Here is a 16628-nt window from a genome sequence, read left to right as displayed (position 1 = left end):
GCTCACCAGCAAGTGAAACAAAGCTGCTGCACCTGAACCGCGCGCTAACTCAGGCAGGGTAGATCTGATTTTGAATATCCAGAATCCCGGTGAGTTTATCGGCACCCTCAACATAGCTGTAGACCAGTACATCGAGTACCCACTGCCCTGGCGCTGCGGCCGTAATGCCCATTTGCTCCGCGCTGTTTGTCATGGCTGAAGCCAGTGTTCCCACAAGACCCGAGGCTTTCCAGTCAGTGTCGACGTTGAACTGGACGGTCGGTGCCAATACCAAGGGATTACGGATAGAAAGACTGCCCGGCGTTGTCGGATCGGTCTTGCCATCCACCGACTGCCAATAGGCGGCGCCGATGCGCATCTGGCGTATCGTTCCCGGCAAGGCCTGGGTTTGCGAAGCGACGAGCGTCTCGAAAAAGTTGCTGAGTGCCGAGGTCAAGTCTGGCCCCGTCATAGACACCGTTTCGACATGACTGAGCAGCGGCGTGATCCGTGTCGGAAATTTCACCACTGGTGTCTTGTAGATGAACAGCGGATTTATCTGGGCACCGGCAATCAAGTTGGCGTTGCGCGAAATCGACGTTCCGCCGCTGGCGTTCTGCAGCAACAGCAGATTGAGCCGGTAGAAGTCGTAATCGAGTTCCAACTGGTCTGAGATCAGCGCTTGCTGTTCCTCCAGCGCAAAGGCCAAACGGGTCCCTGCCTGAGAGCCATTCAGCCAAGTCCCCTCTCTATCAACCCCATTGCCGGGAGGTACGTACTTCAGGCCCGGCCACAGTATCTGGCGGTATACCTGGATCACCGCTGATGTCCCCGTCCCCGACAACGTCAACCTGTAGGTCTGTGGTGCAGTAAAGACCTGGGAATTGTGTTGCCCGTCGACCACTGTTTGCGTGCCCGCCGGATCGACGACCAGCCAGTCTGTATTACCGCCCCCGGCAACCGCAGGCTTGATCGTCTGCTGGCCGCTCAGCTTGAAGCCATATCCATCGAACTCGACCGCTAACGCAGCCGGAACGACCCCGTTGTTTAGATCGGCCTGATAGCCTGCATTGGTCGCAAACAGGAAATCGTCAGGGTCTACCGAAAAATCCGTCATCTGACCGATGCGATCCAGCGTGACGCCGCTGATCTGGGCGGGTATCCCGCGGATCAACGTCGACATCAAGTAATTGAACGTCTTTTCAGGCAGGCCTGCGAACAGCCTCATGGCCTGCACGCCGCTCCACGCATTCTGGAGCCTGGCCGCCAAGTCGGCGAGCGCCGCTACCGCGTTGGCTGCGGCCGGGCTGACGGTATCTGCCTCCGTATCCGGCAGTTGCGCAAGGTCAGCCGATATAGCGGGCCAGACCGCCGAGAAAGCCGCCAACACCTCAATGACACTCTCGTATTTTGGCGCACTCGCGTAGCTCAGGGCGTCCGCACTGTCGTCACTGGTCTGATTGAAACGAACTTCCAGCGTCATTTGGTCTTGAGCCGCATACTGCCGCTTCGTCGTGAAGCCGTAGTCCCACTGGGCCAGCACTTTGGCCGGTTCCGGGGTCAGCGTCGCGTTGCTCGCAGACTGATCCGAGATGATCGCCGGCCCCGGGTAACCCCGTAGCGGTACCGGTACCTGGATCTGGCCGACATGCCCATCAGTGTTCGCACCGTTGACGATGGGAATGATGAAGTTGAGCCAGGACGAACTCTTGTATCCCTGGATACCGTCCACCGAATGAAGATCGAACTCCATCTGGCTGACCTGATAGTCGAGATTGAGTACGACCGACTTCTGAATGGCCGGGTCCTTGACCCCGAACAGCGTGGTAATTCGCGATCCGCTGGTGGCAAGCGCACCCTTTGCCGTGGCGATGCTCATTTGCGGTACGTTCTGAATGCCACGCGCAGGTGCCAGGCTGTTCAACGTGTAGCTGCCAGGCAATGTCCCGGCATCAATATCGGCCAGGCTATCCGAGAACTGATCTTGACCACCGAAATGGACGGCGATCATTTCCAGCGTATCTGTCGTGCTCGGCGTGTACGCGGTGCCGTCGATGGTCACCGTACTGCCCACGGCGAAGAACCTCGTGCGCTCGGAGTTGGCGTTGACCACATCCGAAATCTCGACGCTCATCCATGCGGCCACGTCCGTGATCGTGGCAAGCGAGGCAGGCACCACATAGGACGTCACGTTGATCGCCGTGGAGCCCAGGAACAGCGGTTCATCGGTGGCGGCCAGCGTCATCCCGGAAGGTAGATTCCCGGGCAGTTCGACGTTGAAGAACGCGGCAATCGTACTGAGCGAATCGGAGCCCGTGGTCGTGTAGGTATCAGGGACGCCGGCATAGCTCACCGTCAACCCCGGACGAATAATGTTCGGGACATAAAAAATGGTCTCCGCGAGGAAACTCTGGGAAACCTGTGTCTGGGCGGCCAGAGGTGCGAACGGTTGGTTCGGATCGGTGACCGCGACCGCGTCATCCGGCGTCCGGATGACCCCGGCCACCAGATTGCCGGAGAGCTGTGGCGCCGTGGTTGGATCATTGCCCGCCCCTACGCCTTGGACATCGAGATCGATCTGGACCAGCGTCTGTACCGAGTACGCAGAGCTCAAGGTTGTCAGCAACTGTTGCTTCAGCGTGGTCTGCGCTTCATCGAGCCCAGTGCTGTCAGTCCCGATAATGGGCGCGACGATCCTGGACATACCGCTGGCGATACCACCTTTAGCGGCAATCACGCTGGCAATGTCGGCGGCAACCTTACTGTCCGAGGATCCCGGTACGGCATATGACGGCGATAGAAGCAGATCGATGGCGGCCAGGAACTGCTGGTTCCATTGATCCGGATCCGCCGCACGGAAAGCCTGCTGCTTACCGGTCCAGAGCAACCCCTTATCGGCGGAATAGGTCGGCACCTCGACGGTGTTGTTCCAGGCGACGGTCGAGAGCGGCGTCACGCCAAAATAGCGAACCCCGGATGGGTTGACCTCGTAGGTGATGCCTACGCCGGAGTCCGAGAAGTTGACCACCCACAGCGTCTTTCCACCTGTCGATGACGCGGGGTTTGCACTGGCTGCCAGCTTCAACGAAGGTTTCTTGATCTGTGTGATGCCCTGGGTCTGGGTCGATGCAGGGCCGGTTGCAATCTTCAGCCCTGGGAACGCGGTCTCGAAATCAATCGCGAACTGCTGGAGCGAGCCCTGGTCTGCCGCCGTCAAGCCGGCAAACGGCTGGGCCGGTATATCGGTCCGGGCTGAAACGACATGGGGCGCCCCGGCGAAGGCCGGCGCCAGCAGGGCCGGATCGCGGCTCATCGTCAGGGACACGCCGAGACTAAGGATCGCCTTGGTTTTGGCCGGGGTAACCGCCGCCAATACCGAACCGGTCAGCGGTGGCGCCAACAGTGTACGGGCACTGACCGAAACACCGGAAGCCGCAGCGGCGACATCGGCCACACTGAGCTGTGTCAAGTTCAGGGCCACTCGGTCGGCGTTGACACGCGCCGTCAGCAGGCCAAAGGTGTCGTTGGCATACGTCTGGTAGCGAGTGCCTTCAATGACAATCGTCTGGTTGGCGGGCAGCAAACCTGGCAACGAAGCACACGCCGAAGCAAGGCTGCCTTCATCGAGGTTGTAGCGCGACGCCACGTCATGGAGGGTGTCGCCGCTGAGCGAAGTCATGGCCGGAGCGACAATGGCGGCCCCGGCCGCGATGATACCGGCGAGCGCGCTGACTTGGGCCATGAAGTCGTTGACGCTGAGACCGAATGCCAGCGCCAGCTCGTTGATCGTCGATGTCACGGTCGGCGTGATCGTCCGACCATTGAGGTTAATCGCCACCGCGGCGAACAGACCGGGCACGTCACCGTTGTATTGAGCGACCCCGTTCAGGCTCCAGCCCGAGTACTTGGAGACAATCCCGGAAAACGTCTCGGCGCCCGTTGCGCCGTAGACGCTGGCGCGGATGCCGGTATTGTTCGCCAGGTATGGGATGGCAAGCAGGGCCGAGTCCAGGAATGGCACCGTGCGGTTCTGATCAAGTATGGAACCCACATCGCTGGCGTACATGCCGGCGATATCCGCCAGCGTCTCGCCCTCGGCAATGGAGACCGGCACCGTCTTGATGAACAGCGCGGTGTTAACCGCCCAAATGCCGGGTACCTCAGCGTTGCCCGCAAGAAACTGGGCTTCAGGTGTGCCCGTTGCGCCGCTTGGCGCGCCGAAGTCGGTGACCAACGAGGTCAAGGTATCGTTTGAGTTGGCAAGCACACTAGAGATCGTGAGCACCGTGCCGATCGGCCAGATGTCATCCAGAAACTCATTGGCCCCGGCGACTTCAAGCACGGTGACGACGGCCTCCTGATCACCGCTGTTCTCGCGGACCTGCTTGGTGAAACTGGCCGCGGCGTCCTCCAGCGTCACGCTGGCCGTTGTCTGGTAGCTGTACTGACCCGTTGTGTCGGAATAGGTCAGCGTAAGGTTTGCGTTAAGTGGTACCGCCGCGTTTGGCGTCACCAACCCCGGGACGTTACCCGGGCCATCGACCACCAGCGTTCCGACCTGAAGCCCGATCGCACTGAGAGACAACCCGGCCGAACCGACCGTGGCAGACCGTACGGCCGTGTGAACCATTGCATCCTGGGCCACTTTTACTGCGGCGTTGTTGTTCGCCAGCGTAGCCAGGTCGATGGCGCCGTCCAGGCGGGTGACGATGGCTTGAGGCGTATCACCGGACAGCACCAGATAATTGTCCGGAACCGCGAGTTGGGTCCCCTGCCCCCACAGCAGATCGGCCCGGGCAACCGCGTTGTATTGTCCCAGGTTGGAGACTGACACCGCGTAGCCGGTGGAGCTCTGCGACAGTGCGAGGTTCAACAACGCGCCAATGTCCTTGTAGCCATTGGGTCCCAGCGTAACCGGATCGACGACCAGGTCCTGTGCACCGGTCAAGAAGACATAGGCGGAGTTCGCCAGGCCGAGGAGACGAATGCGCGCCGTTTCGCCAACGTTTTGCGCATCATCGAGCGTGCCAAGTGTCGTGCTCAGCCAACCGGTCACATCGGGCTGCTGCAATTGGTACGAAACGGTTTGATAGGTGGCCAAGGCACCGCTGGCGCGAACAGCCGGTGCTGTTGACAGCGCGGCACTTGGCGCGCCCCCCACCATCTGCAGCGGAGCGTTGTCCGGCAGGAACTGCGTTGGCGAAATCGAAACGGTGACCGCCAGATTGTTGTCCCCCGACGCTGGGGAAGAAAAGCGATAAGCCGCCGTCGCCGAGGGCCATGCCCCGACCGGAATCATCTGGTCGGTGTAGCCCAGCGGCTGATCGATGGGGCTCATCACCGAGCCGTTGGTGCGGTTGCCGAGTACGTCCTGGAACGCAAGAGCGACCTCGGACATCGCATTAGCGCTGATACCGGCATAGGGGTTCAACGCCGGTGGCGGCAATGGAGCGCTATCGATAGCATGGTTGACCTTCGCAAAAGCAAGCACCGACATGACCTGCTGGTAGTCCCACGGATCATCATCATTTTGCGTCGTGGGACCGGCCGGCAGCCCCTCGTTGCTGGCTTTGAGGGCCGCCGTTTCCGTGATCTGGAAACCGAGCAGGTTGAAGAGCGTGTTCAGCGCCTGTTGATCGGTTTCATCCGCAGGATCGACGGGCTGTGGGTTCGCCCGGGTAACGTCGAAACCGATATGCCCTTGCGGCAAGGTGGCGGTGAGGTTAAGCGTACCGCCCCCGACAATGATGGGTTGGCCGGCCGTCAGGATCTGCCCATCTTGGTTCGCATCGGCAATCAGGGACAGATCGGTGGCCTGGGCAGACGCGATGCTGCCAAACGTGTCACCGGCCTGAATGACGTAGTCCGCCTTCGCCGGGATCGTGAGTGTCGCCCCGACCAAGAGCAGGTCAACCGTGTTGAGATTGAGCGCGGCCAGCGCCTCCGGATCAAGGAAGTCATATTCCTGCGAGATGGATGCCAGGGTCTCGCCGGGTGCGACGAGCTGGACCGGGTTACCGGAGAACTGAAGCTCACTGCCGGGCTGAAGCCAGCCAGTCACCTGGGCTTTCTGCGTGGCAATCGCGGCAACCGTCACGCCAGCACGCTGCGCCAGACTGAGGAAACTATCAGTCGCCAGCACTGTGACTTGTCCCAACGCCCCCGTAACGGTGGTACCCGGCACCATGGTTCCGACAACGGTCTGGTTAAGTTCAGCCAACGAGACGGCATCGAGGCTGACATAAGAGGCATAGAGTTGCGCCACACTGGCAAGGGTGTCTGAGCTCGTGACCTCATGGGTCAGCGCCTCGAAGAAGATGTTATGCGTGCCGGTATCGACGTTGTCACCGATCAGCGCCACGTTGTTGAAGGAGTACGCCACCGGGCTACCCGCTGCTTGATTGTCGGCGACCACAATGATCTGAATGGTCGCCTGGGTTCCGCCGGTAAAGAGGGTTTGAGGCAGCCCCACCGTTCCATCCGTCGTAACATAGCGCAAATAGTAGCCACCGGATTTGACCACACTGCATTCCCACAGCAGCTGCAGGAAATTGAGCGAATTATCGGGTTCGAGATCGGCCAGCGGCGTTTCCAGCAGACCGGTATTGAGCATGCGGATCGGCGTTTTGCGCAGCGTGAGTTGCGGTGCGCCATGGCTTTCGGTACTGAGGTTCGTTTTCAGCATGAAGCTGTCGGTCCGGCTCAGCGCGTCAGAGACCAGAACACCGCTCGTGCTGGACGAGCTCTGATCCGGATAGGCGATATAGAGGGTTGCGGTCTCGCCGTTGCTGGTCAGGAATTCCCACAGCGCCAACAGCCGTTGCATCCCCGCCTGATCGGCGCCGGCGACCATATAGATGCCGTCGGGCGCGTTGGGGATCGTCTGGATATCGATGCTGATCGAGGTCGCGTAGCAGGTGTTTTCGAGGACAACGCTCAGGATGCTGCCATCGGACGTCGTGGTGCCGGATTTTGGCTGGTACAGCAGCGTACCCGAGGGGCTGGCGGCAAGTGCCGATATCATTGCATCGGGCAGCGTCCACATCGACGGCTGCACCACTTTCTGACCACTAGGGATGATCTGCGCCGGCACTTGCGGGGTCACCCAGAGGTTGATCGTCCCCACGGACTGGCAATCGGCCACGTAGGTAAACTGCGGCAACGCAATGGTCTGGGAGACGCTGGGTTGGAACATAAGCGTCCTGAAGCTGTTGATCTGATCGATTTCTGGCTGGACCAGCGGCATGACCGCAGCGCTGGCGTCGACGGACACCCACGACGCACCTGAGCTGCCAATGTCGATGTCGTAGCCAGTGGCAACCGCGCCCAGCGGGTATTCCTGACCAACCAGGGCATAGAGCGGATACGCCAATGTTGCCGAGGGGGCTGGCTGCCCAGGGAGCTTCGGCGCCGGGGCTCTCAGGCCGCTCATCATGAAACGGCTGGTCATGTTCAGCGCATCGGTGAACATCCCCATGGACGCCAGGTTATCGGTAAGTACCGACAGGCGCATGCCGGGGATCGCAACGACAGACAAGGTCAAGATCTTCGACGTGGCATCGACCTGAAAGAGGCCGGAGACCAAGGCAATGCAATCTGTCAGTTGTTCGAGGGACAGATCATAGGCTGCAGAGATGCTACTCAGCGTGTCAGTGGCCGCTATCGAATGGCTCACATTTGGCGCTGTCAGCGATGCCCGGGCTGCCAGGAGCGATGCCATTCCTGAGGCCGTGCTATCGGCGATCCGCTTCGCGGAGACTTTATACTGGCGCTGGATGTTCCCGAAGCTGCTGGCATACGGGATGTTGATGATCTGACCGACAGCCAACGGGGCCGTTGCGACCTGGGTACCATTCCACTGCTGCAGGCTCTGGATCGCCGCCGCCTGGGTTCGCTCATCGGCCGCAAAGAACGCTCCGGCAATAGAGGCCAGTGTATCGCCCGTCGTGGCCGCATAGGGCAGGATGAAACTGCTGCTGGTCGGGACAGCGACGGCCGGCAGACTAACGGTTTGGCCGATATCAAGGCCGATTGCGGCGTTGTTGCCAAGCAGTTGGGAGAGCGTGAGGCCTGGGTAGGCCGCCGCCACTTTGGCAAAGGTGTCTCCACTCTGGACCGTGTAGATCGTGTCGTGGGTGGTGGTCTGTGGGATCGAGAGCTTCTGACCGGCTGTTAAAGTCAGGGCCGGGTTGGCCGTGGTCAGCGTCGTTGGATCGAAATCAACGATACGGTCGTACCAGTAGCCAATGATTGAGTTGTAGCTCTCCCCTGCTCGGGTAACTGTGGTCAGATCGCCGAGCGAAATTGACTGGCCCGGGTTTATCACGGTCAGGCTCTCGGCGTTTGTTGTCACCAATTGCTCGGCGGTGACGCCGAATTGCGCCGCCAGCGAGGTGATGCTGTCCGTGGATTTGGCCGTGAAGGTGATGTCGCCGAGGGCCAGCGTCACCGCGGTGTTGAGGACGTTCTGTGCGGACTGATTACTGGTCGCGACCATGTAAGGAGTCACCTGAAGGGGTATCAACAACTCTGTCCCGGCGGCCAGTGGATTGAAATTGACGCCTGGGTTGGCAGCTTTCAGCGTGCCGAGGTCGATGCCGAAATCCGCGGCGACCGATGCCCCGCTTTCGTCGGCAATGACCGTGTGCAGGATGCGCATCGCCGGAATCGTGAGTGCGGTTCCGACCTGTAGATTATTGAAATCCACACCAGGATTGGCGGCCTGAAGATCGGCCTCGGAGACGCCAAAGCATGCCGCGAGCCCAGCCAGCGTATCGCCGGTCTGACTGGTGTACGTGACCGTAGTCGTCGGGATGAACACGGTCTGGCCGACAGTCGGTTCAGCGTTCTGGTAGTCCGGGTTGGCTGCCCTGAGATCCGCTCCGCTCACGCCAAACAGGTTGCCTATCGAGGCCAGCGTATCGCCGGGACGTACCGTGTAGTTGTTGGTAAAGCGGTTGGCGATCGATGTCAGCAAGGCGGTTGCGGTCTGGGACTCGTCGAGTTTCAGGTCAAAATCGGCCAGCAGACTCTTGGCCTGCTGCATCAGGCCCTTGGTCAGCATCTGGAAGTAGTAGCGGAATATGATGGTCGCCATGGAGTCCGGCGTTTCCATCAACTCCGCGGCTCGCAGGGTTGAGCCTGTATCACGGGCCGCGAACTGAGCGGCCAGGTCGGCAAAATACTGTTGGATCGTCTGTTCGTAGTCGCCTTCCGGCACTCGGTCAGACAAGAAGTTGATGGAGAAATCAGGGGTCGACATCGTCAGTTCGGGAATCATGGCCATCAAGGCCATGGGGATCTCTGTGCCGGGATCCGTGGTCGGCCGGGCCGCGATCGAAAACTGGATGTTGTTGCTGGTGAACAACGTCTCCAATGCGCTGTAGGTAAAGATCGTGGACGCCACATCGTTCAGGGAGAGAGCGTCCAGAATTTCATCGATCAGCGCAGCCGAAAGGGTCTCGTGAGTGTGACCGATAGAATCAGTGATCCATTCGGTGACGAATGTCAGGAACTGGTTGGTACCCGAACGGGGATCCGTCGACGTCTCCATGCCCAGCAACAGGGCTAGGACCGGGTTCATGCTGGTGCCAGGAAAAGTCGGTGCACCCGGGAAACTGAAGTCGCTGGGCAATGCCTGGGAAATCAACGGGATCGCCGTCAGGTTGACCGTCGTTGTCGCCATCAGGTTGAGTGCGGAGCGGCGCAGCAGCATCCCGCGCTTTTGGAGGCTGCGTGCGGGTCGGCTGCGAAGCTTCGCGTAGGGCCGCTGGCGCGGCACAAGCGCCTGGGGCCGGTAGGAACCACGCAGGACGTTCTGAGGATTTGAGCTCGAGGCGATAAGCCAGGGAGTGCTGGAGTCTGAGCCTAGGGTGAAGCTCTCGGTGATTGTCGCCGAGAAGGAAAAACGAATGCGGATAAAGACGATCTTGATCGAGACACTGACGCGTACACCCGCACTGATCTCAAGCAGGATGGCCTTGTAGCTTTCCATGTTCAGAGAAACAGAGGCATAGACGGTCAGGTTGACACTGGCCTGGATGATTCCGAAGTCGACGGTCGCATAGACAATACCGACCACCGCCACTGTTCCGCGCAGATGGAGGTAACGCTCCGGCGACAGACTGGGCGAGGTCGGATTGAACCAGGCAAGTACCCCCTGAAGCTGACCACCGACGGTAATACTGATGCCACCGGACAGAATGCCCAGTGAGATGGTTTTTCCGACACCGATCTGGAGTGCCAGGCCGAATTCGAGCACCGGCGAGAAATTGCCGTTCGAGATAACCGGCACATTGGTCGAGGTCGTCCCGTTGAGCACGGCAAAGTAAAAGCCACCGTAGCCGATGAACGGGAAAACCTGGACCGAGCCGGATCTGGAAAAATCAGTGAGGCTTGGCGGAAAACCAACGTCGACACGGAAGTTTCCGTTGGTATAGATATCCAGGGTGACGATGGGCAATGTAATCGAGACTTCGCCCATTTCGATGTGTCGCATGGCATCGGGCAGCGTCAGTTCGATGTGGTAGACGCCGATGGTGTCGCTGATCTTGCGGTACAGGATTTCGAAGCGAAGGCCGGCCAATGAACCCGCCCGGGTGCCGGAAAGCTGGATCAGCAGACCATAGAGATTGGGGTCGTTGAAGACGACGCTGAGTTGTACCGTCGACATCGCGGTAAAACGGGTTCCGATCAGCCAGTTGGAGCCCGCGTCATACGACAGCCCCGGTAATTGTGTGGCCGGATTTTGCTGTGGGTTGCCCGTGGGAACCAACGCTTTCTCAAGGGCCTTGATGACGCCATCCATGGTTGCCGGTGGTGTCCCGCGCAGCGCCATGCGCTGACCAAGGCCAAGGTATTCCAGATCGAAGCTTTGGGTGCCGGCGCCGGGCACAACCGGCGGTGCCTGGTTCAGGGGGTCCCAACTGAGTGGTGCGGCACCGTTCTGGCCGTAATCCTGCCCCAGGAAGTTTCCACTGAGCTGAAGGTCGAACTTCGACTTGCCATACTGCTTGGTGTACTTCAGGACAAATTTAGTGAGTTTCATGAAGCCCAGATCAACGCTGAGATCCATATCGACTTCAATGTTTTTGGTCTGGAGATAGACCTTGACCGTCAGGTTCGGCAAGCCGATCTTTTCCAGCACGTCCCAAGGCGAAGAGAGCGAGATGTTCCGACCGGGATCGGCGAACTCCAGCAGGAAGCTGAACAGGTCGCCGACAGTGCTGTTATTCAAACTGACTGCAACGTAGGTGTTGGCGGCGACGTTGTTGTCTTTGTGATAAGTGACCGACAGACTCTTGTAGCTGAAGATGATGTCAGTGGTGGTGGGATCGAAGACGTATGCCACACCCAGGAGCATGCCATTGATATCGACGATGCCCCGCACATAACCGGAATACTGTGCCGGATCAGTGGAGGTCACGCGGCTGGATCGCAGCATGAATTCAGCCGTGATGGACACTGGCAAAATATCCAGTTTCCACATCACCTGAACGTTGACCATGTAGGTGTTGTTGCTGGTGTCGAACTGGCATTGCAGGTAGTTGATGGCGATGTCCGGTACGGCGTCGGCGATCCAGGGCAGGAGCTGACGAGCGACATCGGCGATCTTCATCGGTGTGTCGGGCGACATCGTACCGGTTAGCACCCACCCTGCCGAACCGGAGCTGTTATAGGCCGTTGCGTAAAACTCAGAGCCCAGGAACACAAATGAAGTCGAGAGTTGAGCGGTTGTTTTCGCCGCCGACTTGTCGATCGCCAGGCCAAGACTGTCAATCTCGATCAGTGTCAGCCCGCTACCCAGATTGATTGACCAATCAGCCCCGGTAAAGAGCGCTTGACCATTGAACGCGTAGTAGCCGTTGTTGACATCCACCGTAGCGCTGAGCGTCTCGAACACACAGCCGCTTTGCGGGATGCCCGTTATACCGACAACCGAAAGCAGGTCGGAAACATCGATAACGTTGTTGTTGTAGAACCGGCCGATCAATGAGGGGACGGATACACCTGCGTAGAAGCTAAGGGCCACGTTACCGAAGAAATGGAAATTGCCTCCGACGCCAATGCTCAAGCTCAATACATTGGAGAGCACCATGGAGAACGAGAACTCGATGCTATCGAGGTTCGCCGCATTGAGGGGCAATAGCGAGACAGACGTGTCCTCGACCACTTTCGTCGTCATGACCGACGATGTGGCTCCGCCATAGGTCAGCGACAACGAAATGCGGGTAACGTTGAGTGCGCTTCCGAGGGGAAAACGTGGCGGGACATAAGCGGCGAGCTGTGTACCGACGAACAGCGCCGCAAGGCTCGAAAGATCCGGAATACCGAGCTTCCAGCCATCCGAGGTGCCGAAAACCGGACCGGTCCCATCGTTGACAGGCAAGACGCTCGACATCGGTACGGCACTCACTGCCAATTGCCCGGCAGGGATCTCACCCACCAATTGGCCCGCGCCACCGGAAGACGAACTCGTCAGCGAAATTTGCGCCTTGAAAGTGAGCAGCCCGGCCTGCGCGGCGGTGGTGGCCAGCTTGTTTGAGAGCGAGAAAACGGGACATGCCGTGCTGGGGTCCGCCCAGCTTGTGATGGAGCCGGTCACCGGGGAAATGGCACCGCTCCAGAGTTTGGCATAGGTCTTTGGAGGAACCGGCACGCCTGAAAAAGTCAGCGTGCTGCCCGATGCGGCTGACGCCGCAGTCAGGCTGGCCCCTGTGAAATCATATTGGCCCGGAACATCATTGGCGATCTTGGGGAATGCGATACCCAGCACCTGCCCGTCACCCAACGTGACCGCGAGGGATAGCTGCGCCACGCCATTGCTGTCGACACTGAACACTGCGGTGGCGGCCGGCATCGCGAATCCCATGAAGGTTCCGGCCAGCGTGCCAGCCAGTGTGATGACCTCGCCCGGCGGCGTTGCACTTGAGAGCGCCATTTCGAGACTGGCGCCTGGAAACAGCGTGGTATCACTGAGCAGCGCTGTGACCGGTGCCGATCCCAGCTCATTGTTGGCCGGAAGCGCCAGTCTCGTATTTGAAGCGTTCAGGTAGTCATTGGTGTGGAGGCTGGTCCAAAGATCCTGGATGTTCATTGCTTGGCTCCCTGCCTTTTGATCTCGTGTTGCGGCGCGATCAGCACCGTATTTCCGTGCCTGGTGGCCTTGAGACGGCTGGCAGCATTGTTGCCTGTGCCAGCGTTACCACCCGCGCCGTTTTTCAGGTACGCGGCGTACCAGCCCAGGGCGCCGCTGGTCGGGGCGTCCGGATTGCCGAACATCAGCATGTTGATCTGCCCGTTCGGCGGGAAACTGAGACTCAAGAACTTCAACGCGATGTCTTTGAGCTGAAGAATGTAGGTCGGTGGCTGGACCAGGAACGAAACATCACCGAACGCCAACTTGAGCACACCTTGCAGCGAGATCGCCCGATCACCGCCGCTGACGCCAGGCATGCTGAGGCCTACATAGTTGCTAACGCCGTTCACATTGGGCGCCCATCCCAGCATCAGCGATGCGGTAAAACCCGCCTGCGCAGCGAGAGCGCCCAGAGAACCGAGATCGAGCTCGAACTCCAGGCCGAACCATGGGGCCGTGAGCACGCTGCCCTGAATCGGAGAATCAACAGGCATGAAGCCCATCGAGTCTGGCGTCGCCTGCCCTGTCCCCTGAACCAACCCCGTGAGTCTCATCGGAAAATGGGCGGCCAGACTGAGTACTCGAACTTCGCTGGCGCCCTGGTCGAGCAAGATTTTTGTCGCATCGAACACAAACGTTCGATAAGTGGGCGACGCTTGATCGAAGGTCATGTCTATCGACAACGCCGAATAGACCAGGCCGCCCCCTACTCCGCCGAGATCGATGACAGCCTGCTCTGGACCATAGGAGAAAAGATCGAATCCGGTCTGCGGCAGGAACGAAACCGACCCGCTTAGCTGGAAAAGAGAGTTGACCGTGGTGTCGCCTGGATCATCGTCATCACTGGTAACGGTGATGAAGGACGCGGTCTGAATGTTGACCATGTAGAGCGTGCTGCTCGACATGCTATAGGACGTGGAACCATTGCTGGTGAAGGAGTAGGTCCCTACCCCACCGCTCTTCTGGTAAGTACCGTACAAGACCAGATTGTTATCGGACGCGTTTTCCTGGGTCGATTGTTCGCCGAAGAGTTCATTGATCATCAGTTCGATCGAACTGGAAAACGAAATGATTTCTGAATTGGCGATCCCGACCTTCAGTGACAGCACCTTGTAGTCATAGGCCTGGGTGCTGGTCAAAGGCTCAAGCGAGTTATAGTCGATAAGGCCGAACGCTGAGCTCGCTGTCGTCACGTACTCCGCGGCACCGGTGACGACCGGAGTGACGGTGATGCCTAAATGGTGGGCCTGGAACTTTGACGCGTCGATGCCTGCGGCAAGACCTTCCAACTGCGGCGGCAGTCCGGAAAGGGGAACCTCTCCATTCAACACAAGTATGCCGTTCCAGTTGGCGCTCAGCATCACCGTATTGACGAAATAGCTGAGGTCGGTATCGCCTGCTTCCAGCCGGGTTATCGCCTCATCGAAAATGTCTGAGATGATCTTTTGGGTCGCCGCCGTCGACGTATTGAAGGCGTCGCCCTCAGTCCATTGGGCGGTATCTGCAACGATTTGTACCAACTGCTTATTGCAGAACTTAAAAATGACGATGGAGTTGTGATCCGCCCAGCGCCATGGGGACAAGTCAAACTCCCAATCCGCGACGAAGAGGCTTAAATCGCCGGTATAGGAACGGATTGTCTGGGCCCAGGTGTCGTACTGAGCGGCCGTCAGGACACCTTGCAGCGAAATGTTCAGCGCGGCTTCATCCGGCCACATGCCAGAACCGGGGCTGACGCCCACCACCAAAGGGGCGATCGCCGTCGTCACTGCCGAATCCGTGATGACATTTGTCAGGGTCAGATAGCGTTCCTGCGTCAGGACATAGGGGAAGCTGCCACAGGCCGCGAAGCGATCACCCGCGGACATGATGAGCGCCAACTGGTTTGTTTGCAGCGCGTCCTTCAATGGGCCATCGACGGAACTGAGCACGACGGTGTTACTGCGATACATCGGCACGACTGAAGGAGAGTTACCGAGCGTCAGGTGCGCCCAACCCAATTCGCTCCCGGCCTGGTTGAACTCGAGCAGCAGACCTTGGGGGGTCGTACCAAACGGCGGTGAGGGCAGCGTTGCCGTGGATGCGGTGAAGCCGCTCGTGCTGAGATTGATCATCTGCTGGATCAGCGCCTTGCGCTTGGGCGCCCAGGCTTGCATTTCGAACTGTGAGAGGTCTTCGGTGGTCAAGCCGACACCGACCGTCACACCGGCGTAAGGCAATAGCGGATAACTACCCTGCTCATCTTCAAGCGCGTTGGCGCGGAGCGCTGAAGGTGCAAGGGCCCCGAGTTCCACTGGCAGATAGTTCAAGAATGGAGAGGACGCGTCCCCCGGTCCATTGTGCAACACCGAGCTGTCGGGTTGCGCGAAGTAGGTCGAGCCATCGTCTACGGACAGGTAGGCCCATGAAGTCCGGCCTGCTCCAGTGAGTGGCCCAAAGACGCGCCTCGTGTCACTGGCTCCGGTGCCGGTGGCGGCTCTGAGCGTCGCTGCGAACGCCGGTTGATCCGGAACAAAATTCAGCGTCGCTGACGCGTTGACACCCAAGTACTCCACCGCCGATAAGCCACACATCAGTGTTGCGCTGAGATCGGGTGCGGAACCGGGCAGCGACGCCTTCCCGGTCGCAGACAGCGATACCGTGAAATCCCCGCTGGGCGTCATGGCGACGGTCTTGTTGCCTGCCAGAACGACAGGGTTGCCGCTGGCATCAACCGCAAGGAGGCGATCTGTGAATACCAACGAGGCATTGGCTGCGGGTGCAAGGTTGACCGTTTCGCCAACGGCTGTGCGGTAGGTTGAGGCCAGTGGCGACTGACTGGAGATAAACCCTGCGAAACTGCGCAGATGGTCGAGCGGTGCCAATGGGTCGAGCGTCATGTCCAGTGAGAGGCCAGAGGTGCCGAAAACCAGAAACCTGTGGCTCGCGCTTTGAGCGTAACCGCCGCCAACCGGCGCGGTATAGGAACGCAGACCGATATCCAACTGTTCGGCTGCGGCCTCTGTGACGGACACCGAGAACTGAAAGCAACCCGAGGTGGGACTTGGACCAAGCACATTGATAGCTCCGCCGCTCAGCCAGGGCAATTGATAAGGCTGGCGAGAGCCGAATGGCGTCACCGACCAGCTATTGCCGTTTCCGGAGATGGACAAGCTCAATCCATCTTCGGAAACGGCAAAAATGGAACCACTGTCGATATTGATGGATAAATTCGCCCCCTGAATCTGCGCCGACCGGATTACGACAGCCTGCGCGCTGGAGCGGGTCGCATAGACCACCATTCCACTTAGCCCGACCGCAGGATTTTCAATGTTTTGAAACCACGCGGCGAACGCGCCCGCTCTGGCGCTGTTGGCAAAATAGACTTGAGCGGCTGCAACAAAACTGTCTATTTGAGCCGGTACCAGTCCAGGGACAACGATGAACCAACCCCCTGAGGAGATGGCATCGGACAAGCTCAACGTTTGCGGCCCCGTCACACCCGCCGGCAGCAGGTACGCCATCCACACGC

Annotated in this window: 2 protein-coding genes; both read right to left on the bottom strand. The window is 59.3% G+C overall.

The features are described 5' to 3' along the window. Positions 1 to 49: 49 nt before the first annotated feature. On the bottom strand, positions 50 to 13075 hold the full coding sequence (locus ACZ5M5_RS11735) for a LysM peptidoglycan-binding domain-containing protein (RefSeq protein WP_464739058.1): 13026 nt from the start codon (positions 13073 to 13075) through the stop codon (positions 50 to 52). Continuing rightward, the gene (locus tag ACZ5M5_RS11730) at positions 13072 to 16620 is read right to left on the bottom strand and encodes a hemagglutinin (RefSeq protein ID WP_231662149.1); all 3549 of its coding nucleotides are present in this window, start codon (positions 16618 to 16620) and stop codon (positions 13072 to 13074) included. Before ACZ5M5_RS11730 ends, ACZ5M5_RS11735 begins: the two co-directional genes overlap by 4 nt. Positions 16621 to 16628: the final 8 nt, after the last annotated feature.

The sequence above is a fragment of the Pseudomonas sp. Van50 genome (genome assembly GCF_055390755.1).
Note: the sequence above shows the minus strand (reverse complement) of the source record. Positions and strands in the feature narration are given on the sequence as shown.